Below are 23,419 nucleotides of genomic sequence, written 5' to 3'. Positions count from 1 at the left end.
AAAAATATAACCTTGACCAAAATAAACTCGATGCGGTAACAATCAATTTTAGATTTAACCGTGCTCTGGAAAATGAGTTCAAGCAGATGTTCTATGAGACTTGGGCTGGGCTAGAAGAAAACTATTACGATAGTACTTTCCACGGTATCGATTGGACGGCGATGAAGAAGAAGTATGAACCGTATCTTTCTGGTATTAATGACCGTAGTGATTTACGCATATTATTAAATGATATGTTAGGAGAGCTAAACTCTTCACATTTGGGCTTTAGTTCGATGGGAGCAGAAGAGCGCAAACCATTTGGGGACGTAACTAATGAAATTGGTGTTTTATTCAATCAGGATAATCCTTATCAAATAGCACAGATTATAGACAACAGTCCAGCTTCCCGTAAAGGAGTAGATCTGAAAGAAGGCGATGAGATCATGGCTGTTAATGGAAATAAAGTAAATCCTAAAGAAGATCGGGATCAGTATTTTACATGGCCGTCCCTTGCAGAGGAAATACAGTTGACTATACTACGTGGCGGTAAAGAAATTGCAGTTTTTATTCGGCCCTTAACCAGTACCGCTTTTAAGGACCTGATTTATGACGAATGGATGAAAGGCAATCGAGGGAAAGTTGATCAATGGAGTAATGGCAAAATTGCATATTCACATATGAAAAATATGGGAGGACCGGAGTTGCAACGCTTTTTGATCGATATGGCCGAGCAAGAGAATAATAAAGATGGTATTATTTTGGACCTGCGATACAATACAGGAGGTAATGTGCACGATGAGGTGTTACGTTTTCTGTCACAAAGACCTTATTTGAAGTGGCAGTATCGTGGGGGTCAGCGGGCTCCGCAAAGTAATTTTGCACCAGCATCGAAACCTATTGTACTTTTGATAAATGAACAATCTCTGAGCGATGCAGAAATGACCGCAGCAGGATTTAAGGAATTAAAATTAGGTAAGATTATTGGAAATGAAACCTATCGTTGGATTATCTTTACATCAGCAAAAGGTTTAGTAGACGGATCTAGTTATCGCATGCCAGCCTGGGGATGTTATACTTTAGCTGGTCAAGATTTAGAGTTATCAGGTGTAGCACCGGATATTGTGGTTAAAAATACAATCGCAGATCGTACGAATGATAAAGACCCGCAACTGGAACGCGCAGTTCAAGAAATATTGAAAGACTTGAAATAAGAAATTTTTAATAATAAACCAGATTCAGAGATGAATCTGGTTATTATTTTTGAACAGTACCTTGATTTTTATTCAATTATTCTTTAATGATAAACATTAGAAATCAAGATTAGAGTAGGATAAAATAATGACTATTTCGTTTCTTTTATAAAGAAAACAGTCAAACTTCGTGCTCCCTGTGCGCCGCGTACCAAGTAAGCTCCAATATCTGCGGTAGCTGAAGGGCCCATAACAAAACAACCATAAGTAGAGGCTTGAAAATCAATATCGCTGTAAGCTGTATGCATATTTTCTGTAATCGCATCTGGATCAAGTAATATAGCAAGATGCTGTGATAGAAATCCCAGAGAGTTTACCTTCAATGAATTTTCAGTAAGCCATATCATCCCCATTTCTGCCACTCCAAATTCTGCTCTTATAATTCCTAAATCTACGTCGTCTAGATCTCGAGGATGTGCAATAGCATTAAGCGATTTGGTCCCCTCCCATTCTGGGGCTGCGGAACAACTAACCCGTGTATCAGGAAGGTTTTTGAGCATGATTTCTTGCGCTTCTGCAATACTTTCTACGTCATAGGTTTCTCCTCCGGCAAGCCCAAGGTTTACTTTAAATTGATCTTTCAGATTAGTTCCCTGTTTTTCAAAAGATGGCAATTCAGGATAAGCAACCTTTTGAGCAGGAAGATTTTGACGGATAGCCGCTAATATTTCGTCTAGTGAACTCATTTTTTCAATCTATTTTTAATATACCAATCGCGGAAAGTCTCTTTTTTAATTTCAGGCAATTCGCGGTGTTTACCCCAAGCATTTAATTTGGTGTTATATAATAACCAATTTGGTGTAAGCTTCATACCATAGTATGCCGCCTTCTCTGCCAATCGGAATAATTTGGGATTAGCAAATACTTTTTCTACCGCTCCAAACGCATAGTGAAGTGCTTTGGAAGATTCATTGATATTGACCATGCGCTGTCTCCATAGCCCAATTTGCTCAGCAATATTAATCCGAACTGGACAAACCTCAGAGCAAGAACCGCAAAGTGATGAGTGGAAAGGAAGCTCACTGAATTGATTCATCAAAAGTCGGATCGATAATGATACCGATCGGCCCCGAATAAGTGGCTCCATATGCTAATCCCCCACTTCTACGGTATACCGGACAGGTATTCATACATGCTCCACAACGAATACATTTCAAGGATCTCCAGAAATCCTCCATTCCTAAACGACGGCTTCTTCCATTGTCCGTTAGTACAATATGCATTTCGGTTCCTATTTCTCTAGGTCCCATAAAATGAGAAGTGTAGCGAGTGGCTGGAGTGCCTAGAGCACTGCGTGACAGTAAACGGATAAATAGGGCAAGATCTCTCGTTTTGGGAAGAATTTTTTCAATTCCAATACTGGCAATGTGTAACGGTGGTATACTTGCTGTAAGGTCGGCATTACCTTCGTTTGTACAGACTACAAAAGCACCTGTTTCTGCGATAGCAAAATTTGCTCCCGTTAAACCTGCATGCGCTTCCAAAAATTTAGGACGAGCATTGTTTCGCATAGCTTCTGTTAACTGTGTAGGATCATCCTCATCTGGATTCGTACCGATTGTTCTTGCAAAAGTTCAGCCACATCTGCCGTCGTTTTATGAATAGCGGGCATGACAATATGGCTTGGCATTTCCCCAGAAAGTTGTTGTATCCTTTCGCCAAGATCTGTTTCGATCATTTCGATACCTCTAGCCTCAAGAAAAGCGCCCATTTCACATTCCTCCTGGAGCATCGATTTACTTTTGACTACTTTGGTGGCATTGTGACTTTTTAATATGTCGTATACGGTTTGATTATGTTCTATATCGTCTTTCGCAAAATGTACAATTACACCACGTTTGGTCGCTTCGGTCACAAACTGTTCTATATATTGGTCCAGATGGGTTAGTGTATGCTCTTTTATTTGTGAAGCAAGATCACGCATCTGCTCCCATTCAGGAATTCCAGATGCGGCAAGATCCCGTTTCATGCGGGCATTCCATAAGTTTTTATCGTGTGTAGGCTGGTGGATGTCATCCATATAGATGAAATCTGCCGCATTTTGGTCAACTCTAACTTTACTCATTTTGATTTTCTTTTAAAAAGGACCATTATTTAAAACTTGAGCGATGTGTACAAATTTTAAAGGTGCTTTTCCGCGTTTAGCAATCCCTTCCTGATGCATCAAGCAAGACATATCAGGTGAGACGATACAATCTACTTCGTGATTCACGTAATCAGCAACTTTATCCTGCCCCATTTTGACACTGACAGCTTCATCAGTAACACAAAATGTGCCCCCAAATCCACAGCACTCATCCGGGCGGGTAATCTGTTTAATGGTCACCCCCTCTACCATCGTTAATAGCTGCTCCGTTTTATTAAAGTAGGGTTCTTGCCACTCAGAGCGAGATTGTATATGTAAACCCCGTATAGCGCTGCAACTATTATGAATGGCCACTTTATGTTTGTAAGAAGCCCAAGGGAACTCTTTAACCTTTAATATATCTGTTAGAAACTCAACAAGCTCGTAAGTTGTTTTGCGTACATGCTTTACTTTTTCGGTTTGTGGAATAGCATCGAAGTGCATGCGTACGTGTTTTACACAGCTTCCTGCCGGACCAACGATGTAATCAAAACCTTCAAAATTATCGCAGAAAAGCTGCTCTGATGAAGCCGCATTTTTTGATCACCTTCATTGCCCATCGGCTGGCCGCAACAGGTTTGATTTAATGGCACTACTACTTCCACTCCGAGGCGCTCCAACAGTTCTAGTGTTGCAATTCCTACTTCGGGATAGATCGCATCGATATAACAAGGAATAAATAATCCTACACGCATATTGTTGATTTAAATTGATGGACTAAGTTTACAAATAAAATTCGAATTTACTGTTCTTAACTATCATGGAGTAGCAATAAAATTACTTAATTGCTTGAATTTTTATAAAACACTATTGGCAACAATTGAAAAAGGTATCTGTATTTTTTGCCAATGCACAAATATTTTTAAGAAACGATGAAAAACTTAAAAGAGCTTTTTTCCAAAATAAAAAAGCTCTTATCTTTTTTACTTGTTTGCTAAAAAAATAGGAATCTATTTTTTCTGTGCGAGCAATGCTTTAAGAACCGCGATCGTTTCATTTTTTGCTTCGATCGTTTCTTTGAGCGCTAGAATAGTTTCTTGCTGTCCAGAGTTGTCAGGAATTGTCGCTGAGGTTAATTGCGAGGTTTCGTTAGCCGATAAATATAGCTGATTACTTGCTCCGATCAGGTAGTCTGTATTGATATAATTGTATGATATTTTCATATCATGAATATGCTGAATACTCACTTTTTTTCGTTCGGTTTTTAAATCATTGATTCCAACTTTCGATTCATTGATTAATTTACCAAGTTCTACGTATGTTTTTAATTCACCTTTTTTCTTTAGATCCTCAAACAAGAGAAAGAAACGTTCGTTGTATGTAATGGACATGCTGTTTGGGTTGTTTATGCTTTTGTTAGGGGATAGATGATATACTCATACTATCGCCTTTTTTTATGCGTGCAAACATACAATTTTAAGTTTATAATAGTATGAAATATTATAACTTATTTTTTGAAAATTAGACCTCATCAATGAATTAGCTGACAAAAGCATCGGTTATTCATACCATAGTTAGCAGTGCATCGCATGGAATTATTTCTTGTGCAGACTAAGAATGAATTGATACGATCTGTGTATTATCGGTATATGATCAGAGCGAATAGAGCTATTAGAAGGGCCTTATATGCCATATTCGTAAGATTTACTTGACGATACTATTCCAATATTAATTGGCTTTTACTGGAGACAGAAGGACAAATTGGGGTTATATTTGTATAAGAAGGTGAAAATTTTCACCTTCTTATTTATCAAAATTTGGACATATTGGGAAATAAGTGACTCAAAAGTAAAAAGATTGCAATTCGTTCTTTTCGCTTTTAATATCTGATTTATAAAGATAAAGCATCGGTAATGACTTGATAAATATAATCAAGATCCGCGTCGCTAATGCAGTAAGGAGGAACAAGGTAAATAATATTGCCTAATGGTCTTATTAATATACCTCGCTGTAAGAAATAGGGATATACAATTTCATTTATATTACTAAAATAAGATGTTTCTTCACGCTGTTGTAATTCGATCGCCATTATTGTTCCCGTTTGTCTGACATGCTTGATCTTAGGCTCATTTTTGATCTTAGAAAGAAAGATGCTGTGTTTCCTTGTGATGTTTGCAATACGGGCTAAAGTTTCTTTATTTAATAATAACTCCATGCTTGCCAGTGCCGCTGTACAAGCTAAAGGGCTGGCGGTAAAAGAATGGCCGTGAAATAAGGCCCGTTGTTTTTCATCCGAATAGAAAGCTTCATAGATCGTATTGGAGCAAGTTGTCATGCCCAATGGCATAGTTCCACCTGTTAAACCTTTGGAAAAACACATGATATCTGGTGATTCAGACAGATAATCTGCCGCAAACAGTTTTCCTGTGCGGCCAAAACCGACAAAAATTTCATCTTGAATCATTAAGATTCCCTTAGAACGGCAATAGTTCATTAATGTACTCAAGTCTTCTGGTTCATGCATCAACATTCCTGCTGCCCCCTGTACCAGCGGTTCGTAGATGAAGCAAGCGACCTCTGTCGCGTGTTTATCAATTTCCTGACGTAGGAATTCAATATTTTTATTTGTGGGAACGTCTATAAAAATAACATCAAAAAGCAGATGTCCGAATGGCTCTGTCCATACCCCTCTGGCACTCACTGACATCGCTCCAAAAGTATCACCATGGTAAGCATTGCGGAAGGCTAGAATTTTTGATTTCTTTTGACCTTTGTTTGCATGGTACTGTATGCACATCTTTAAGGCAACCTCGACAGCAGTAGATCCATTATCGGTATAGAATACTTTTTGTTGATTATTAGGAAGTAGTTTTAGTAAGTTTTCAGCTAATTGAATAGCTGGTTCATGTGTAAATCCTGCAAATATAACCTGCTCCAGCGTATTTAACTGTTTAGAAACACGGGCTGCAATATAGGGGTGGGCATGCCCATGTAAAGTTACCCACCAGGACGATACAGCATCGATATATCGGTTACCTAGATCATCATATAGATATGTCCCTTCGCCCCGAATGATAGGGATGATGTCCGATGCACCCTTCATTTGCGTGTAAGGATGCCAGTTAACGTTCTTGTCCCGTTCTTTTAATGTGCTGTGCATGCTTCGTCCTTCATGTGTTTGACCATCGGTTTTAATCCCAGTGTCTGGAACATTTTCATGTCCTCAGATACTCCTGGATTTGGAGTCACCAGTAATGTCTCTCGCTCACCTGTAAAAATGGAATTGGCACCCGCCATAAAACACCAGGCTTGTTCTGTTTCATTCATCTCTATACGGCCGGCACTTAACCTAACCATTGATTTTGGCATCACTATGCGGGCTGTAGCGATCATTCTGACCATATCCCAGATATCAACTTTGGCATTGTTTTCCAATGGGGTTCCCTTAACACGTGCGAGTGCATTGACCGGTACAGATTCAGGATGCTTGGGCATAGTCGCCAATGTTAAAAGCATCGCTATCCGGTCTATGTGTGACTCACCTAGACCTATGATACCCCCTGAACAAACAGTTATTCCAGCCTTACGCACATGGTTGATGGTATTGATGCGGTTATCAAACGTGCGGGTAGAGATGATCTCATCATAATACTGTTCAGAGGTATCTAGGTTATGATTATAGGCATGTAGGCCTGCCTCCTGAAGCCGAATAGCCTGCTGTTCCGTTAGCATTCCCAATGTACAGCAGACCTCAAGACCTAGATCATTTACGCCTTTTACCATGTCTATAATACGGTCAAAATCACGATTGTCACGAACTTCTCTCCAAGCGGCCGCCATACAAAATCGGGTAGAACCATTATTTTTTGCCTTTTGAGCATGCTCGATCACGGTTTGTGTGGGTAAGAGGGCCTGTACTTTTATATCGGTGTGATAGCGTGCGGCCTGGCCACAGTATGAACAATCTTCTGGACATCCGCCTGTCTTTACAGATAGTAAGGTGCACACCTGTACTTCAGCGGCATTATGATATTCGCGGTGAACCGAAGCGGCGTGATAAATGAGCTCCATAAGAGGTTGGTCATAGATCTGTTGAATTTCTTCCTTGGTCCAGTTATTTCGGATTGTAGTTTTCATCTGTTATTAAATTGCTTTAAGAGTTAAATGGATCGGTTATTTTTCGTACAGCTTCTGCCGTTACAGTTTCTAGCTGCGGGATATGAATAATTTGTGTATGTTCAGGTATTTGGAGGGAGATCACCCTTTCGGTATCGGTATCGATACCACCATTAAATATCAAGTATTTTAAATCTATATTTCTTTGCTTTATGGCATTTATTGATAGTAAACTATGATTAATGCACCCTAAATAATCTTTGATAACCAGCGCGACTGGAATTGTTAAGGCTTGTATTAAATCAATGATATAACAGGTGTCACTGAGTGGGACAAATAAGCCACCAGCACCTTCTATAACAAGATTATTTGTCGTCTCAGGAATTTTAAAATCTTCGAGCGATATCGATGTGTTTTCTAATAAAGCGGACTTATGTGGAGATGCAGCAAGTTGTAACTTATATCGTTCGGGATGGATACGGACATCACCTTGAAGGAGATCATATATGCGCATGCTGTCTGTGGCATGTAAATCTCCAGATTGGACAGGTTTCCAATAATCCGCTTTTAGATATTGAGTTAATATAGCGGAACAGACAGTTTTGCCAATTTCTGTTCCAATTCCCGTTACAAAAATCTGTTCTTTCATATTGTTTTTTATTTTAATTCTATCTGGTTAGGGACTCAAAACGAGTATTTTGATATGTTTCTTTCTCTATAAGTCAAGACTCGATTTTATGCTTTGTGTTAGCAAGAGAATATCGTTTTTCTGATTAAATGTGTGTAGGCAAATACGTAAACGTTCTGTTCCTAATTTTACTGTTGGTGAAAAAACAGCATAGGTTTGTAATCCCTTTTCAGATAGGGAGTTCTTTAAGTTCAACAACTGTTTGTTGTCAGGAACTATAAGCGATTGTATCGGACTATCTGTGCCTGATATTGTGGGTACCTGCTGTGTTCGGAATAGGCGAATGTTGTGCCTTAAATTTGAAGCTAAGGCAGGGTGATTGTCAAGAAATTCATATCCTATACGAATCTGTCTCCAGATAAGATCTGGAAGGGCTGTACTGTATATAAAGGGAGATCCAAAATTGATGAGGTAAGTTTTGATAAGTTTACTGCAGAGTAGTGCTGCCCCATGTGATCCCATAGCCTTACCATAAGTGATCAAAGTTGCAAATACGCTATTTTGTAAACCCAATTGATGGACAAGGCCATAGCCAAATACACCAAATGCATGTGCTTCATCGATGATGAGAGATGCTCCATATTTATCGGTCAATTTGGCGATTTCTGTTAAAGGGGCAAAATCTCCTTCCATAGAATATAGGCTTTCAACGGCCACAAAGCACAGTCCCCTGGCTCTTTTTAACTTGGCTTCTAGATCTTCAAGATTATTATGTCTAAATTTCCATTTTATAGCTTTAGACATAACACAGCCGTCGTGTACAGAACGGTGTATATACTCATCTACAATAATGGTGTCTTGCCGCTGCGGTAGACAAGAGAATAAAGTGAGGTTGGCCGCATATCCCGATGCGAATAGTAAAGCTGATTCGGTACGATGCTTTTGTGCGAGAATGGATTCTGTTTCATGCACCTCTGCCGAGTGACCTCTGATGAGTCTTGAACCAGTGCTACCCGCAAGTATTTTGGGGTCTGACTGTATGGTTTCTAACAGCATCTTATGAAAAACTTTATTTCTAGCCACGCCCAAATAGTCATTACTCAGGAAATCGGTCTCACTGGCATTTATGCTGAGCTTTCGAAGTGATGTGGACTCTTTTCTTTGCAATAACCGTTTCTCCCATGTACTGTACATCGTCGGACATTAGTTTAATTGACTTGCTATTGCGCTGATCCATTCCGTATGTAAGGCTCGCTCTATATCCTGTACATTGTTGGCATACTGCTCCCATTGAGGAGAAAACTGCGCCAGTTGATCAATCATTTCCTCCAGATGCCCTTCCTCTTCAAGAATTATAGATTTGACCATAACCTTGCTTTTCATTGTATCAAGCGTATGCTGGTATATGGGATATAGCTCGTCGGCACGGACCTCAATGGCGTAAGTAACAAATAGGTAAGCGGCATGCTTAAGAGCTGCGCCGCTAAGATTAAAAGTTTCTTTGAGGTAGCGGCAAGATTTAATATCCAATTGATGCAGGTATTGTTTTGTGTATACTGGAGCGATTAAATATTTATCCTCATAGGTCGAGCAGATGGCTGTTCCAAGTTTACCGATCTGTTTTTTCAGGTAATAAGCGTGCCTATGCTCCTCTGCCGCATGTTTTAGCTGTATGATACTAACTTCTGTAGGATGTTCACATTGCGATATTTTCCTAGCGCCAGCGTTTTCCATAAAAGAAGTGTATTCAACCATCTGGCATGCAGTTCATCTTGCTGCACTATACAACGAAGCACATTTTGAATATCCATAGCTTTAAATTTTGAAACAAAGGTATTGTCCCGCATGAAGCTCATCGTGTACCAGTTTTCATATTTTGCCTAGTCCGGTAACGTTTTCACAGTAAGTTTTTACATTTCTAGATTGTATTTTTCTTTCTTTTTTAATGTACTGTAGGCTGTAAACTATTCTATAATAACATTAATACCGGCCATTTTAGCTTTATATTTGATCTTTTCAATAAGGCCGTAATAGCTCCAGTTGCGGAGTAAGAATTCATCCTCCTTGGCGATCTCCTCTTTGTTGGATTGATTGACTAGAAGAAGTGTTCCTGCCTGAGATTTGATACAGATATCAATGAGTCTTCTGCTATAGAGATGTAGTCTACTATCAACATAATTCTTTTCTTTCTGATTATAATGATCTAGACTTTTGAGTTTTCTTTTACGGCCATTGCCACCTCTATTATAAGTTATGGCTCTTTGTAGTCTATGTCTTGCCGCTTGAATAGCAATACGACGGTATAAAAACTCTTCTTTTGTCCCGATTTGGTAGCAATCATTATCTATACTCACTGAAATAGGATGTTCAATAGATAGCGATGCTTCTGCAATAAGATGCTCCTGCAGAACATGGTCTTTTTGGGGCATTTTTAATGATAATAGAAGAAATATTTTACCTTTTATAACCTTTATAGCGCTAGAACAAGCCTTAATCTGCCCGACCAGTACCCTTTGTAACAGTATGCGTTTATCAGACCTATCTTTACCAAGATAAGTTCGAAAAGGAAGTTTAAATAAAGAAATTTTAAAATCTCGCCCTTGTTCATCATTACTTAATTTCATAGATTTTGAAGAAAAAGGAATAGGAATATCTTTTTTGTAAGTTCTTAACGAGCGCTCTCCCTTCCAGTAAGCTTTACGATCCGATTGAAAATTTTTGTATAATGTTGTATTGAGCGTAGATAAGATATCGGTCGGTATTTCGCCTTTAAAATAAGCTGAAAGAAGCCGATAGGTAGTATTCATTCTTGATGTATTCAATATTCCTTCTTCATCGGTATTACGGTCTGCTAATTTTACTTTCACTTCAGTAGTTAGATAAATGAGATCTTTTAAGCTATCCTGCAGAAATTGATGGGAGAGTACAATATTGGATGCTCTAAATATTATATTTTGCCAATCGAATAGCCTATCGTAATATGTGGCTCTTTTCTTTTTATCATCACAATCGATATAAATCTGTATTTTCCGGGTTAAAATAGTTGTGTTGTTTTCCATAACAAAGTGGTTTTAAGCAGTTTTCTTGCGGGGTTTTATTTTACTGTGTGCCTCGATAAATATTTTTTTGACAGCTGTAGTGTTTAAATGCAATTGCTTTGATATTTGTTCAAAAGAGAATTGCAATTCATAGCGCATGCGGAAAATTTCTACCTGTTCGTCTGTAAGTTCTACTTGTGCAACAATCTTTTTATTTGAGATTGCCTTATTTATTTTTTCATAACTATTTAAAATTGAACGAAGAACTTCAATCGTCTTTTCTACTTTTAAACTCACTTCATAGTCCGATATTCCGCCTAAGTAATAGGCAATACGCTCATAATTGAAGCTGTACTGAAGACTGAGTCTGATGAATAGTTGGTGTTCGAGGTTTAAAAATGGCAGTATTTTGTTGAGTTTATCTAATTGATGCTGCTTTTCATTGTCTAATTTATCAAGATAAACTAAGTCTTCATGAGCGTCATCATCTTCTTCATATCCAGCAAGAAATTCCTGATAATTTTCTATAGAATCTAATTGAAGGAGGCTACGGTGAAAGCGGCTCCGGGGGTTACTATAAAAAATATGAATAGCCTTTTTAATTTGCATTTTTAGGAAATGTAAAAGATCTTCTTCAGAATGAATATTTTCCCGAGATAGCCATAACCTTAAGAAAGCTTCATGTGCAATACTAGCTGCAATACAGGTGTCTTGTGTCGCACGGTTAGAGCGGAGGTAGAAATACGGATAAAACTTCTCATAGAAATAATTTAATCCTGCTTCAATCCCTTTGTTGAGTTGGATAAGTTGTTTTTTAGTGTTTTTTTGACTGTAAAGTTTGCTCATATTTCGTTTTATTTAGCGGGTAAACTTTTGAAACAACTTCGTGCAGCTTCTTTTCTGGCGATTTTAACCATGAAGCTGCCTAAGTTGAAAGATTTATGAATAGAACTTATTGGTATTGACGGTAATATTGTTTTAGTCGTTTTGCGATTTTCTTAAAAGAATTTGTGAAGACCTTATCATGTTGAAAGCGTTCGTGAAAAGATGTTTTAACTCAAAATTCAATATTGTATAAACGCTCCAAGAAGATATTAATGAATAAACCGGTTCAAATTTAGTGTAATGGCAGACCTTCAATTGTATATCCCTAGCAACATGTAGCTTTATCTTCGTTGAATAATTTAATTCTTGGTAGGTATTTAGTGAGCGACAAGTGTCCTCACCCTACGGCTGTACAAGCAGCCTCGATAAATATTTTAATAGCTGATTCGTATATATAACCTGCTTATAAGCTGATATTCTTACCTCATAATTATAAATAGTGCATGATTGTATATACGTAGTAATTTATTCATTTTGTTAGTCCAGCTTATTGTTTATACATAACCAATAGTCTTGTGTTCAGGAGCTAATGATTGAGTTAACCTCAATATATGGGTAGAGAAAAGATGTTAATCATTATAAAAAGCGGATGAGTAACCCATAAAGATTGTTAACCCATTATTGTTCTAGCAAGTTACAGTTGATACAGATTGTAAAGCTTGAAAAAAATAAATTGGAAAGTATTTAGTGAGTAGTTTAAACCCTCACCCTACGGCTTTACAAGAAGCCTCATTTTGTCTTTAATATCTATTTTATTATGGAAGTGATTTCGCAGTGCTTCTATAGGGCTGTTTTTATAAAGGTTATTTACAGCTATAGATTTTAAGTCTCCTTATCTTAGTAAGAACCTAATTGTGTACTACTTTTATTTTTTATCTTTAAAATACTTCGTATGCAATAAAAAGAGCAGCTTTCTCCATATTGTAATCCAACTGTAGTAAGAGCTTTTGCATGTAATTTTATAGTCCTTTGCTGTATGTACAATTCAGTTTACAAAGTTGACGAACAAAGGTTATTGCAAGTTTTTTGTAGACCATGTACTTAATGAGCAGCATTTGCTCTCATCTTGCGGTTTCACAAGGAACCTCTTCTCTCGGGCTACTAAAGGAGTGTAGGTCGTGAGCGTAATGTTTACCAAGGTAGATGATGGGTACGTAAACTTATGATATCTGTCTAAATCTATTATTAAATTATAATGTGCCCTTTAAAAGGAATAATAAGAAAAATTAATTTCTAATCTTAATGAACCCTTAGGATAAATAAACATAAACATAGTTGTGTATCACTTAATAATTAGGGACAACAAACAAGACCAAATATGAGAAGATCCCTAACCATCTATTAACCAAGTATGACTTTGGAAAACAGAAATTGGCAACATATTATTAATATCTTTTTTTAATGAAGAAAAAATACAAAGTTGTTTTCAGTGTATTTGGCGAGTGGAACTATCCCTTGCCTTACGGCTTCACAAGAAGCCTCTTTTTTATCAATACCAATAAGTCAAAGAACAAAAACGTGAATATATCGCTGTGCTGATATCACCTTAGAACATTTAATTTTTGAGAATCCTAGGTTTTGATGAATATTTCATATCGATCATAATTGGTTACATATACCATAGGACGAAAGGTAATTTCTCCCTTATATACACAAAAGTAATATTATAAAAGGAATTGCGCAAATTAAATCATCTTTTTATTTGTATTTATTTTGCGCAAATATTTACTCTATTTGTTACGTGTCAAGAATAAATGAAGATATTATCCTGAATATTGGTCAAAAATTTCGAGAGCGTCGAGATGAATTAGATTTTACGCAAAGGGACGTTGCACATATGACTGACCTTACCATTAATACCATTGCTGCGGTAGAAAAGGGAAAAGGTACGACTATGTATAACTTCTTGCTAATTTGCCGCGCACTGAATATCCAGCCCAGAACATTGTTTGAGAAGAACATGGATCTGACGCCACTATATAAAATCGAACCTGAATCTAAACGACGTATAGAAACAACACAAAGGTTGGATCATTTAGTTTATCACTCGGATTTTTTTAATACACCTAAACGTGTGGCGGAGGTATTGGCAGAATTGAATTTGGATAAAAACGATAGCAATAAATTTTCCGTTTATTTAACGGGATATTGTAAAGAGCATGTGTTAGAATATAGAAAAGAAGGAAATTTTAAGCTATATAAGAAAAAGACGAATAAAATATAGAAAACACACAAAGCTGATACTTCCTGAGTAATTTGGCTGATTGAGGCTCGCGATTAAAACGGCAGTTTGAGTTCATGTCTATATTTGTTATCGAATTCATATACTTCATTTATGGATTTTCAATTTGATAATGAATGTCTTAAAAAGATTATATTAATATATCTTGTTTTTTCATTTTTATGTTTGATATAAAAAAATCTAAGTTACATTTGAGTATAGACTTGACTTTGTAGCTCAGCTGGTAGAGCAATTGACTCTTAATCAATGGGTCGAGGGTTCGAGCCCCTCCGAGGTCACCTCCTGTAAAAAGCCATTTTTCTTTATGAAAAGTGGCTTTTTTATTCTTCGCGACTTTTGATACTTGAGATTGATTCGTTTTTTTTATCCTCAAAATGATTTGTTTTACATTTTTTGCAATTCATATGTAACTTGGACATTTGTGATTGAATCAATCATCCTGTTAAAATCGTTTTTTCGGCTAATTTAAGACCTCTAGTAATCAATTAACTACAAAATTTTGGTGGTTTCATCGATTAAAAGTCATTACTAAACGTTCATTAATCTAAATTTATTAGCCATTTTCGCCCTAAAATTAATACTTACTATATTTTAGGATGATTAAAAAAACCAGAACTACAAAGACCAAATTTTTAAAGAAGGTAGTTTATTTTATTATAACATTTTTGGTTGTATACGCATGTCGTAAAAACCAGATCAGAATAGATCAGAACGCTGTACACTTTACAGCAACGATCGTTGAAGAGAATCAAAATAGAGCAATAGGTACTACATGGCAAAAAGGAGATGAGATCGGTATATTTATGATCGAGTCAGGAATGCCATTATCGACTAGTTCCATTGTCAACGGTACTAATAATCATATTTTTTTATAAACGGATCAATATTTCAAACTACAGATGAACTTTTCTTACCTGAAAAATCGGTAGATTTTATTGCTTATTATCCTTTTAAAATAATTAGCGATTATCAATATGTACTTGATATAACGGATCAGTCTAATCAGGCGAAAATAGATCTCATGTACGCAAAAAATGCAAAGGCAATCAATAAAGGGAACAATAATATTCCACTTATATTTGAACGTCAATTATCAAAAATATCCATTAAATTAACGGTAGCCAATATAGATGAACACGGGTATGAAGAGATGAAAGTCGTAATGCCGAAACTAAACACGCTTGGCTCCTTTGATCTGGTAACAGGCAAGTTAGCAGTTAACAAGGACAGCCAGAAAGATATTGAGGGAAAAGTCATAAACAACCATGATGGGACTGCTTTGTCGAATTCTTCCTTTCCAGGAGAAATATTACTGGAAAAACCATACAGTTTTTAACTTCAGACAACACGAAGTTTACTTGGAAGCTACCAAAAGTAAATAAACTGAAAAGAGCGAATCATTATTCTTTTGATGTAAAAATTGATAACGGTATTTCTGATGGAGGCATTGTCGCAACGCAACCTTACTTAGAAATTCCAGGAATAACGAAGTTGAAAAAGGACGAGGTTTTTATTCAGCACTTTTTACCTGATGATCCGAAACGCCGTAATTATACCATGCTGTACGATAAGGTAAAAAAATGGCCTATTGGGTTGCCTACCCGTTGCACAGTAGTTATCTCGGTAATGCCAAACGTACCGATGACTGGCAATACGACCCGGCTATAGCAATGGAGTTTCAGCCCACTTTATTTAAAGGTTTTGGTACTTCAGGTTACGATAGAGGGCATCAGTTGCCTAGTGCGGACAGAAATTTTAATAATGCTCAGAATAAGACTACGTTTTACTTTTCAAATATGACCGCACAGGCATCTAAACTGAATCAGGGTGTCTGGGCAAACCTAGAAAATAAAGTGCGGACATGGACGGCACAATGTGATACGCTATATGTGGTAACAGGAGCGATGCCAAATACAAAATCTAACACAGCGATTGAATATATCATCGATAATAAAAACATAGAAATCGCCAGACCCAAGTATTATTTTAAAGCGCTAGCAATGAAAAAGGGAAAGAATTATTATACCATTGCCTATAAGATGGACAATGAAACACCAAGTTCTAACAAGTTTGAAAAGTATCAAATGACAGTAAGCGAATTAGAGAAAGTGACAGGATTTAATTTGTTCCCGGATTTAAATACAACGCAAAAACAAAGTATTGATGCAAACATTTGGAGATAAATCTTACCATTCATTGCATTGTAAAAAACACACAAGACATTGAACAGCACCATATATATTGGTGAGTTGTTTGTTAGAAGATTGCTTTTAAAAGAAGTATCAGGGGGACCTAGGCAAAATTAAGCTCAGATTCCCATTCTTTTTTAATGATAAAACCAAACGATTTTACACATTAATTGTTTTGGAGGTACTGATTAATGGTTATACTTTGTATTTTAGCTAGATGAATATAAAAGGATTTGCTTTCATTCTTATTGGGGTATTGTCCTGTCTAAGTGTGGCAGCGCAAAAGAACCCATTACCGGCACATAACAATTGGATATTTGGACCTTCTATTGGTTATCAATATCAGAGCGGAAGTTTTTTGAAAGCATCTGCCTGGGGGTTATTTGCACCAAATGAGTCGCAGTATATGAAAATTGATGCTGGTGCAAATTTCACTTGGATGGGCGGTAAAACAACCGTAATTCCCGAGGTGGGATTTACTTATTATGTCAATGATTTTGTTCTATTACCTTTTGTCAAAGCCGAATTGACCCCGTATACGGTAACGCCAAAAGTTGGTCTCAGTCTTTTCTCTCTCATTGATCTGGGAGTAGGTTATGGGTTTGATATTAATACCAAGAAAGATTTTAAACAAATTAAAGGAGTGAATTTATCCTTAGGAGTCAATATTCCTTTAAACTTTCATTTATATTAGACTCTATGAGAAGAAGTATTGTTGTTAAATTGATCTGTCTTGTGCTATTTAGCTTCAGTATGCAGGTAAAAGCTCAAGGGATCTTATATGGTCCTACAATTAGTTATCAATATCAAAAAGGAAGTGCTGTAAAAACAGGAGGGTATTTTGCATTTGCTTTTCTCGGTGAAAATATTTTAAAAACAGATGTTACCGCTAATTTTACATGGACACAGAAAAAGTTTGCAGTAATTCCTGAGCTGGCGCTGTCTTTCTATCCTGAATCCTGGGTAGTTGCTCCTTTTGTACGGACAGAATTCACTCCATATACCTTTACACCAAAAGTAGGTGTTACAATGGCCACTCTTTTGGACTTGGATTTTGGATATGGATTTTCAATCGCTGACAAGCAGGATTATCGTCCACTGAAGGGTTTTACGATTTCGCTCAGATTTAATATTCCGCTCAACTACAAACTCAATATGTAGTGTTTTTTGTTATTTGAGATAACAACCTATTATTTATAACAGAGTCTATTTCCCGGTAATTTTAAAGTGTAATATTGATAATGAAAGATTTTACCCATTTGCATCAGCCAACAGGTCGACTGATCAGTGATGAAGAAAGGACGTATCTCTTTTTTGGCGGAACTTCCTATCTGGGCTTATTGGTTAATGAGGCTTATATCGATGTATATAAACAAGGAATTTCTATTTATGGACTGAATAACGGAACCTCCCGTAATAATAATATTCAGCTTGGTATTTTTGATATTGCTGAGGAGGCTGCAGCTTTACGATTTGGCTTTGAAGATGCGATGATAGTTTCAAGTGGTTATTTGGCGGCACAATTGGTTGTGAGGGAACTTGCTTTACAAGGAACACTTCTATATGCTCCCAATAGTCATCCAGCATTGTGGTTTGATGTCAATCCAGGAGTGAGTGGTCTTATGGCTTCTTGGCTGGAGGATGTGGTAAAGCATATCAATGCCTCTAAAGAAGATTCTTTCGTAATTGTGAGTAATGCACTGGATAATTTAACACCCCAGCACTACGATTTTAGTCCATTACTAAAAATAGATCCCAATAAAAGGATCGTGCTTTTAGTCGATGACTCGCACGGAATCGGGGTGGTTCGCAAAAATAAAGTTTCTACGGAATTGTCTATGTTTGATAATACAGGAATTGATGTCGTAGTGGTTGCATCTTTGGCAAAAGGAATGGGAACAGATGCGGGTATCATCTTGTCATCCAATAAGTGGATTCAAAGGTTTCGCAAGTCATCTTTTTTTACTGGAGCCTCCCCTGCTTCTCCCGCTTTCATGTACGCTTTTACAAATTCACAGGAAATATATTCGGATGAATTCAATAAACTCCAACAGAATATCAAGCTATTAAGCGATTTAATCGGCAATAACCTAAGTCATATTCCTAATTTTCCTGTTTTCAGCTCCACGAACCCTGAACTTTATCAAAAATTAGTAAAAGAGGGATTTTTGATTTCAAGTTTTCCTTATCCTTTGGAAACAGATCCACCATTAAACAGAATTGTGCTGAGCAGTCTTCATAATGCCGAAGATTTAAAAAAAATAGCACAGGTAATTTGTGATTAAAATTTAAGTCATAGGCTTATCATTTGTTTCACGTGAAATGATAAAAATAAAATTAAAGGTTTGATTTTCAGTAATAAAGTGTATTTTTGTGCTTCTTTGAAAAATGAGTTTAGCGATGCAATATGGCTAAGCTGTTGTAAATGATCTCTTTTGGAATAATTTTAAAATAAAAAAATGTTTAAATTATTTCCAAACGTCATTTTAAAGAGATACTTTGCAACCCCAAAGTATATTTGGTTAAAGGTTGAGAAATAAATAATTACAGTAAAATTGATATGACTAAAGCAGAAATTATTGCAGAAATCTCTAACAAAACAGGCTTAGAGAAGGTAGATGTTCAAGAGACCGTTGAGGCATTCTTCAAAGTGGTTAAAAACGCAATGGTGGGTGGAGAAAATGTATACGTAAGAGGTTTTGGTAGCTTTGTTGTTAAAAAAAGAGCTGAAAAAACTGCTAGAAACATTTCTAAAAACACAGCGATCATCATCCCTGAACATTTCGTTCCTAGTTTCAAACCGGCAAAAGTATTTGTTGAGAAAGTAAAAAACGGCAATAAATAATCTTAAAAACAGATTAAAAATGGCAAAAACCAAACAGATTATAGTAGTAGGCGTGGTTGCAGCATTAGTTGCGGTACTATTGGCACAACCTATCAAAGGTTTGGTGAACGAGAAAGAAGAATCTGCTCAAACGGAGCAATCTTCTTCCGAAATTAATTTGGAAAACATATCGTTAATGACAAAACAAGGATTAGATGCAAATTTAATCAAAGATATTTCCGATATTGAGACCCAAATTGCAAAGGCATCTGGAGAAGAAAAGATTTCTTTACTTCAAAAGTTGGCTGTAAAGTGGGATGATTTGGCGAAGCCAGCTCCGCAAGGATTCATTTATGAAGAAATGGCTAAAATTTCTCCAAAATATGAATACTGGTTGAAAGCGGGTAACTCTTATCGTACTGCTTACACAAATTTACAAGACTCTACTTTAGCTCAGGCTTTAACACAAAATGCAATTCGTTCTTACGAAGCTGCGTTGAAATTAAATACTGCTAGTTTAGAAGCGAAAACAGGATTAGGAGCTGCTATGGTTTCGGGTACTAATAACCCGATGGCAGGAATTGCTTTACTTCGTGAAGTGGTTCAAGCAGATCCAAAAAATGTAGAAGCAAACAAAACTTTGGGATTGTTTTCATTACAATCTCGCCAGTTTGATAAAGCGATTGATCGTTTCAAAACAGTTATTGAATTGAAACCAGATGCGGAATCTTACTTTTATTTAGCCACAGGCTATGAAAATATTGGGATGAAAAGTGAGGCGGTTGCTGCTTTTAAACAAAGTAAACAACTAGCTGCTGACCCTTCCCTTTCACAATTTATCGATCGCAAGATCGCTGAGTTGAGTAAGTAATTAATTTAGTTTATAATCATTTAAAAAAAATTAGCTATGCCAAGCGGAAAAAAAAGAAAAAGACACAAAATGGCTACTCACAAACGTAAAAAACGTTTAAGAAAAAATAGACACAAGAAAAAATAGTCTTTCTTGTATAAGACTCCAATAGGTTGTTGAGACATGAAAATAACGCAATAATCGCATTGAAGTTTGATGATCTACACGTAATTTATTACGTGTAGATTGTTTTTTTTATAAAAAAACGTTCTTTAAGGTTTAATCAGATACAACAAAGTTAGCAGGGTATGCTAATTTGTATCGTAAATATGTAGCTGTTGGTAAAGGAATTAATTATCGATTCTACTCCTGAAAAAGGAGTTACTATTGCTTTGCTACAGGATAAGCAGCTTGTTGAACTAAATAGGGAAACGGTTAACAATAATTTTTCAGTTGGAGATATTTATCTTGGGCGAATCAAAAAAATTATGCCGGGATTAAATGCAGCATTTGTAGACGTAGGATACGAAAAAGATGCTTTTCTCCACTATTTGGACTTAGGTCCTCAGGTTCAATCTTTGCTAAAACTTACTCGAATAGTAAAGAATGGCAGTTATCAAGAGAAACTGCTAAATAGTTTAAAACTTGAAAAGGACATCGATAAGGCCGGTAAGATATCTGATATCTTAAGCAAAAACATGCTTTTACCAGTTCAAATCGCAAAAGAACCAATATCAACAAAAGGACCTCGATTGAGCTCCGATCTATCTATTGCAGGTAGATTTGTCGTACTGGTACCTTTTTCAAGCGCGGTTTCCATATCCAAACGAATCAAAGGAAGTAATGAGCGGACACGTCTCAAGAAGATTGTCGAAGGAATAAAACCTCCTAATTTTGGAGTTATTATCCGAACGGTGTCTGAAGGTAAAGGCGTAGACGAACTACAAAAGGATTTATTGGATCTAATCTCTAAGTGGGAAATATTTACCAAGCGACTTCGGACAGCAGAACCTCCTCAAAAAGTATTGGGTGAAATGGATAGAGCTTCTACCATCTTACGCGATTTATTAACAGATGAATTTACACATATTCATGTAAATGATCCTGTGATATATGAAGAGACAAAATCTTATGTCCAAGATATCTCTCCTGATCTAGAAAAAATTGTAAAACTTTATAAACATAAAGAACCAATTTTTGACCATTTTGGGGTTGAGAAACAAATCAAAGCTGCTTTTGGAAAAACTGTTACATTACAAGGTGGTGCTTATCTCGTAATCGAGCATACTGAAGCACTTCACGTCGTTGATGTTAATAGTGGTAATCGTTCTGCTAATAAAGAGAACCAAGAGGATAATGCGCTCCTGGTTAATATGGAAGCAGCAAAAGAAATTGCGCGTCAATTGCGCTTAAGAGATATGGGCGGGATCGTTGTTGTCGATTTTATCGATATGCATAAACCTACTCATCGCAAAGAGCTGTACAGCTTCTTGAAAGAATGTATGGCCACGGATCGTGCGAGACACACAATCTTGCCTCCAAGTAAATTTGGATTGGTGCAGATTACGCGTCAACGTGTTAGACCAGAAATGAATATCGTTACAAATGAGAAATGTCCCGCTTGTGATGGTACTGGTGAGATCCGGTCAAGTATTGTCCTGATGGATGATATTGAAAATAATTTAAGTTTTATTCTTCAAGAACAAAATGAAAAAGGAATATCACTATGTGTACATCCTTATATAGCCGCTTTTATTAAATCTGGCTTTATTTCAAAAAGAATAAAATGGTTTTTGAAGTTTCAAAAATGGATCAAAGTTGTTCCGGTTACTTCATATTATTTAACGGAATTCCATTTCTTTAATGCTAAAGACGAGGAAATCAAGTTATAATCGAAAGAAATTAAAAAGGGTTGATCCATCTGGTCAACCCTTTTTCTGTTTATAAACTCTGATACTTTTAATCCAACCAATTGATGACAATGCCATCTTTTTCCATCTTACGGAAATAAGTCATCTGCCTTTTTGCATAGCGATGAATTTCTGTTTCCAATTTTTTATAGAACTCTTCGTAGTTTAATTCGCCTAATAGGTATTTAGATATATATTTATATTCCAGACCATAATATTGCAGTTCTGTATGACTAACACCAGATTCCAATAATGCCTGTACCTCTAAAATAAGTCCTGCCTCTATTCTTTGATCCAGTCTTTTGGAGATCTTTTTTCTTCTTGTTGATACATCAGGATTTAAGCCTATTACAAGGGAATCTAAACTTTCATTACTAAGTATCATTTCTGGATTATTCTTAAGCCATTCTAAAATTTCTATCCCGCGAATGATTCTCTTTTTAGTGGATAAATCAATAAATAGATCATTGGGTTTGTTATACTTGGCTAATCTATCGATAAGTTCATCCTTTTCAAATTGATATAGAGCCTCTTTAAAACCAGGTTGACTAGGAATTTTAACATATTTACTGCCTTGAATAACACTTTGAATGTAGAGCCCAGTGCCCCCGGAAAGTATGATACGTTTTTTTTGTAGCAATAGGGATTGATAGATTTGTTGGAAATCTTCGATAAATTGTCCTAGATGATATTTTTCTCCTGGATCACAGATGTTGATGAGATGATAAGGAACATCGCCGTATTCGGGTAGATCTTTACCAGTACCTATATCCATTTGACGATAGACCTGGCGGGAATCTGCACTGATAATTTCGGCACCGATTTCTTTTGCTATTTTGACTGCTAGAGCTGTTTTCCCAGAAGCTGTAGGGCCTAAAATAACGATGACTTTCTCCCTTGGCAAAGATGAGATTGCCAAAGAAGAAAGTAATGTTTGTTGTTTAGTTATCACACAACAAATTTAGTCCATTTTTCAGAACCATTGTTGTTGTTGACAACATTTTCTATAAAAGCCATGCCGCGTACACCTTCGTGTACTTGAGGGAAATCCAACATTTCTGCCGTTGGTGTCTTACCTTCTAATTTCGCAGATACAGTTTGAGCAAAATTGCGGTAAATATTACCAAATGACTCTAATAGACCTTCTGGATGCCCAGATGGGATACGCGTATTGTGTGTTGCAAATGAACTGAACTGATTTGGAGCATTGTACGCATTTCCGGTACGGAATACTTGACGAGGTTCGCCTAACATTTTGATTGTTAAGTTATTCGGATCTTCGTTAGCCCATTCTAACCCGCCATTTTCACCATAAATACGAATGCGTAAAGCATTCTCTTCTCCGGCTGCTACTTGTGAAGCCCAAAGCATTCCTTTTGCTCCTTCTTCAAAACGCAATAAAACAGAACCGTCATCATCTAGATGTCTTCCCTCGACGAA

At 36.6% G+C, this 23,419-nt stretch carries 27 protein-coding genes and 1 tRNA gene; 12 read left to right on the top strand and 16 right to left on the bottom strand.

Annotation, left to right across the window (positions count from 1 at the left end):
- The first annotated feature begins 86 nt into the window (after positions 1-86).
- Positions 87-1,193, top strand: coding sequence for a S41 family peptidase (locus L950_RS31745; protein WP_231576810.1), 1,107 nt, complete (start codon positions 87-89; stop codon positions 1,191-1,193).
- A 131-nt stretch (positions 1,194-1,324) separates the two neighbouring features.
- On the opposite strand, the gene L950_RS03140 is transcribed toward L950_RS31745, so the two are convergent.
- From L950_RS03140 to L950_RS03090, 14 genes are all read right to left on the bottom strand, one after another.
- Positions 1,325-1,918, bottom strand: a complete 594-nt coding sequence (locus L950_RS03140) for a lactate utilization protein C (RefSeq protein WP_021189262.1) — start codon at positions 1,916-1,918, stop codon at positions 1,325-1,327.
- Entirely contained in the window at positions 1,915-2,268 is a 354-nt protein-coding gene (locus L950_RS29320) for a lactate utilisation protein LutB domain-containing protein (RefSeq protein WP_197086208.1), read from the bottom strand. The genes L950_RS03140 and L950_RS29320 overlap by 4 nt, the downstream gene beginning before the upstream one ends.
- Positions 2,252-2,743 (bottom strand): LUD domain-containing protein, encoded by a 492-nt coding sequence (locus L950_RS34905; RefSeq protein ID WP_021189260.1) that lies wholly within the window; start codon positions 2,741-2,743, stop codon positions 2,252-2,254. The genes L950_RS29320 and L950_RS34905 overlap by 17 nt, the downstream gene beginning before the upstream one ends.
- A gap of 8 nt (positions 2,744-2,751) precedes the next feature.
- Positions 2,752-3,297, bottom strand: coding sequence for an LUD domain-containing protein (locus tag L950_RS34900; protein WP_197086207.1), 546 nt, complete (start codon positions 3,295-3,297; stop codon positions 2,752-2,754).
- 12 nt (positions 3,298-3,309) lie between these two features.
- Positions 3,310-3,801 (bottom strand): (Fe-S)-binding protein, encoded by a 492-nt coding sequence (locus tag L950_RS03130; RefSeq protein WP_021189259.1) that lies wholly within the window; start codon positions 3,799-3,801, stop codon positions 3,310-3,312.
- Between the two features lie 11 nt (positions 3,802-3,812).
- Complete coding sequence (locus L950_RS31730; RefSeq protein ID WP_231576809.1) at positions 3,813-4,052, bottom strand: heterodisulfide reductase-related iron-sulfur binding cluster; 240 nt, start codon at positions 4,050-4,052, stop codon at positions 3,813-3,815.
- A 255-nt stretch (positions 4,053-4,307) separates the two neighbouring features.
- Positions 4,308-4,688: a hypothetical protein gene (locus tag L950_RS03125; RefSeq protein ID WP_156169509.1), complete on the bottom strand. Its 381-nt coding sequence runs from the start codon at positions 4,686-4,688 to the stop codon at positions 4,308-4,310.
- Positions 4,689-5,188: 500 nt separating this feature from the next.
- Entirely contained in the window at positions 5,189-6,457 is a 1,269-nt protein-coding gene (gene bioA, locus L950_RS03120) for an adenosylmethionine--8-amino-7-oxononanoate transaminase (RefSeq protein WP_021189256.1), read from the bottom strand.
- Positions 6,442-7,434 carry a biotin synthase BioB gene (bioB, locus tag L950_RS03115; protein WP_021189255.1) on the bottom strand — a complete coding sequence of 331 codons (993 nt, stop codon included), beginning with the start codon at positions 7,432-7,434 and terminating at the stop codon, positions 6,442-6,444. Before bioB ends, bioA begins: the two co-directional genes overlap by 16 nt.
- Positions 7,435-7,450: 16 nt before the next feature.
- Positions 7,451-8,062 carry a dethiobiotin synthase gene (gene bioD / locus L950_RS03110; protein WP_021189254.1) on the bottom strand — a complete coding sequence of 204 codons (612 nt, stop codon included), beginning with the start codon at positions 8,060-8,062 and terminating at the stop codon, positions 7,451-7,453.
- A gap of 66 nt (positions 8,063-8,128) precedes the next feature.
- On the bottom strand, positions 8,129-9,235 hold the full coding sequence (locus L950_RS03105) for an aminotransferase class I/II-fold pyridoxal phosphate-dependent enzyme (RefSeq protein ID WP_021189253.1): 1,107 nt from the start codon (positions 9,233-9,235) through the stop codon (positions 8,129-8,131).
- A gap of 9 nt (positions 9,236-9,244) precedes the next feature.
- A complete protein-coding gene (locus L950_RS03100) occupies positions 9,245-9,796 on the bottom strand; it encodes a hypothetical protein (protein ID WP_021189252.1) in 552 nt (183 codons plus the stop codon).
- Between the two features lie 209 nt (positions 9,797-10,005).
- Positions 10,006-11,100 (bottom strand): hypothetical protein, encoded by a 1,095-nt coding sequence (locus L950_RS03095; protein WP_021189251.1) that lies wholly within the window; start codon positions 11,098-11,100, stop codon positions 10,006-10,008.
- A 12-nt stretch (positions 11,101-11,112) separates the two neighbouring features.
- The gene (locus L950_RS03090; protein ID WP_021189250.1) at positions 11,113-11,925 is read right to left on the bottom strand and encodes an RNA polymerase sigma factor; all 813 of its coding nucleotides are present in this window, start codon (positions 11,923-11,925) and stop codon (positions 11,113-11,115) included.
- Between the two features lie 1,780 nt (positions 11,926-13,705).
- On the opposite strand from L950_RS03090, the gene L950_RS03085 reads away from it, so the two are divergent.
- The 11 genes from L950_RS03085 to L950_RS03045 all read left to right on the top strand — a co-directional run bounded on the left by L950_RS03085 (position 13,706) and on the right by L950_RS03045 (position 21,961).
- Complete coding sequence (locus L950_RS03085; protein ID WP_021189248.1) at positions 13,706-14,188, top strand: helix-turn-helix domain-containing protein; 483 nt, start codon at positions 13,706-13,708, stop codon at positions 14,186-14,188.
- 223 nt (positions 14,189-14,411) lie between these two features.
- Positions 14,412-14,484: transfer RNA gene (locus L950_RS03080), tRNA-Lys, on the top strand.
- 387 nt (positions 14,485-14,871) lie between these two features.
- Positions 14,872-15,081: a fimbrillin family protein gene (locus tag L950_RS25720; RefSeq protein ID WP_156169508.1), complete on the top strand. Its 210-nt coding sequence runs from the start codon at positions 14,872-14,874 to the stop codon at positions 15,079-15,081.
- Positions 15,078-15,542, top strand: coding sequence for a fimbrillin family protein (locus L950_RS25715; protein WP_084825350.1), 465 nt, complete (start codon positions 15,078-15,080; stop codon positions 15,540-15,542). Before L950_RS25720 ends, L950_RS25715 begins: the two co-directional genes overlap by 4 nt.
- 244 nt (positions 15,543-15,786) lie before the next feature.
- Entirely contained in the window at positions 15,787-16,389 is a 603-nt protein-coding gene (locus tag L950_RS25710) for a DNA/RNA non-specific endonuclease (RefSeq protein ID WP_021189245.1), read from the top strand.
- Positions 16,390-16,612: 223 nt separating this feature from the next.
- The gene (locus L950_RS03070) at positions 16,613-17,089 is read left to right on the top strand and encodes a hypothetical protein (RefSeq protein WP_021189244.1); all 477 of its coding nucleotides are present in this window, start codon (positions 16,613-16,615) and stop codon (positions 17,087-17,089) included.
- Between the two features lie 5 nt (positions 17,090-17,094).
- Positions 17,095-17,556: a hypothetical protein gene (locus tag L950_RS03065; protein WP_021189243.1), complete on the top strand. Its 462-nt coding sequence runs from the start codon at positions 17,095-17,097 to the stop codon at positions 17,554-17,556.
- 80 nt (positions 17,557-17,636) lie between these two features.
- On the top strand, positions 17,637-18,680 hold the full coding sequence (locus L950_RS03060; protein ID WP_021189242.1) for an aminotransferase class I/II-fold pyridoxal phosphate-dependent enzyme: 1,044 nt from the start codon (positions 17,637-17,639) through the stop codon (positions 18,678-18,680).
- 275 nt (positions 18,681-18,955) lie between these two features.
- A complete protein-coding gene (locus L950_RS03055) occupies positions 18,956-19,240 on the top strand; it encodes an HU family DNA-binding protein (RefSeq protein ID WP_021189241.1) in 285 nt (94 codons plus the stop codon).
- Positions 19,241-19,259: 19 nt separating this feature from the next.
- Positions 19,260-20,090, top strand: coding sequence for a tetratricopeptide repeat protein (locus L950_RS03050; protein ID WP_021189240.1), 831 nt, complete (start codon positions 19,260-19,262; stop codon positions 20,088-20,090).
- A 317-nt stretch (positions 20,091-20,407) separates the two neighbouring features.
- Positions 20,408-21,961, top strand: coding sequence for a ribonuclease E/G (locus L950_RS03045; protein ID WP_021189239.1), 1,554 nt, complete (start codon positions 20,408-20,410; stop codon positions 21,959-21,961).
- A 67-nt stretch (positions 21,962-22,028) separates the two neighbouring features.
- Here L950_RS03045 and miaA read toward each other — a convergent pair whose 3' ends face one another.
- Both miaA and L950_RS29305 read right to left on the bottom strand, forming a co-directional pair.
- Complete coding sequence (gene miaA / locus L950_RS03040; RefSeq protein WP_021189238.1) at positions 22,029-22,931, bottom strand: tRNA (adenosine(37)-N6)-dimethylallyltransferase MiaA; 903 nt, start codon at positions 22,929-22,931, stop codon at positions 22,029-22,031.
- A partial coding sequence (locus L950_RS29305; protein ID WP_021189237.1) for a Gfo/Idh/MocA family oxidoreductase occupies positions 22,928-23,419 on the bottom strand: 492 nt, incomplete at its 5' end. The genes miaA and L950_RS29305, both read right to left, overlap by 4 nt.

The organism is Sphingobacterium sp. IITKGP-BTPF85 (assembly GCF_001006065.1).
In the GTDB taxonomy this organism is placed as follows: domain Bacteria; phylum Bacteroidota; class Bacteroidia; order Sphingobacteriales; family Sphingobacteriaceae; genus Sphingobacterium; species Sphingobacterium anhuiense.
This window is presented reverse-complemented; position numbering and strand designations above follow the sequence as displayed.

Coding starts and splice junctions, on each gene's coding strand:
- bioD (WP_021189254.1), bottom strand. CDS start 8,062: ATGAAAGAACAGATTTTTGTAACGGGAATTGGAACAGAAATTGGCAAA.
- bioB (WP_021189255.1), bottom strand. CDS start 7,434: ATGAAAACTACAATCCGAAATAACTGGACCAAGGAAGAAATTCAACAG.
- L950_RS34905 (WP_021189260.1), bottom strand. CDS start 2,743: ATGCGAAACAATGCTCGTCCTAAATTTTTGGAAGCGCATGCAGGTTTA.
- L950_RS03050 (WP_021189240.1), top strand. CDS start 19,260: ATGGCAAAAACCAAACAGATTATAGTAGTAGGCGTGGTTGCAGCATTA.
- L950_RS03070 (WP_021189244.1), top strand. CDS start 16,613: ATGAATATAAAAGGATTTGCTTTCATTCTTATTGGGGTATTGTCCTGT.
- L950_RS31745 (WP_231576810.1), top strand. CDS start 87: ATGTTCTATGAGACTTGGGCTGGGCTAGAAGAAAACTATTACGATAGT.
- L950_RS31730 (WP_231576809.1), bottom strand. CDS start 4,052: ATGCGTGTAGGATTATTTATTCCTTGTTATATCGATGCGATCTATCCC.
- L950_RS03055 (WP_021189241.1), top strand. CDS start 18,956: ATGACTAAAGCAGAAATTATTGCAGAAATCTCTAACAAAACAGGCTTA.
- L950_RS03125 (WP_156169509.1), bottom strand. CDS start 4,688: ATGTCCATTACATACAACGAACGTTTCTTTCTCTTGTTTGAGGATCTA.
- L950_RS03140 (WP_021189262.1), bottom strand. CDS start 1,918: ATGAGTTCACTAGACGAAATATTAGCGGCTATCCGTCAAAATCTTCCT.
- L950_RS25710 (WP_021189245.1), top strand. CDS start 15,787: ATGGCCTATTGGGTTGCCTACCCGTTGCACAGTAGTTATCTCGGTAAT.
- L950_RS03090 (WP_021189250.1), bottom strand. CDS start 11,925: ATGAGCAAACTTTACAGTCAAAAAAACACTAAAAAACAACTTATCCAA.
- bioA (WP_021189256.1), bottom strand. CDS start 6,457: ATGCACAGCACATTAAAAGAACGGGACAAGAACGTTAACTGGCATCCT.
- L950_RS03130 (WP_021189259.1), bottom strand. CDS start 3,801: ATGCACTTCGATGCTATTCCACAAACCGAAAAAGTAAAGCATGTACGC.
- L950_RS29320 (WP_197086208.1), bottom strand. CDS start 2,268: ATGAATCAATTCAGTGAGCTTCCTTTCCACTCATCACTTTGCGGTTCT.
- L950_RS34900 (WP_197086207.1), bottom strand. CDS start 3,297: ATGAGTAAAGTTAGAGTTGACCAAAATGCGGCAGATTTCATCTATATG.
- L950_RS03065 (WP_021189243.1), top strand. CDS start 17,095: ATGAGAAGAAGTATTGTTGTTAAATTGATCTGTCTTGTGCTATTTAGC.
- L950_RS03060 (WP_021189242.1), top strand. CDS start 17,637: ATGAAAGATTTTACCCATTTGCATCAGCCAACAGGTCGACTGATCAGT.
- L950_RS03105 (WP_021189253.1), bottom strand. CDS start 9,235: ATGTACAGTACATGGGAGAAACGGTTATTGCAAAGAAAAGAGTCCACA.
- L950_RS03095 (WP_021189251.1), bottom strand. CDS start 11,100: ATGGAAAACAACACAACTATTTTAACCCGGAAAATACAGATTTATATC.
- L950_RS03100 (WP_021189252.1), bottom strand. CDS start 9,796: ATGGTTGAATACACTTCTTTTATGGAAAACGCTGGCGCTAGGAAAATA.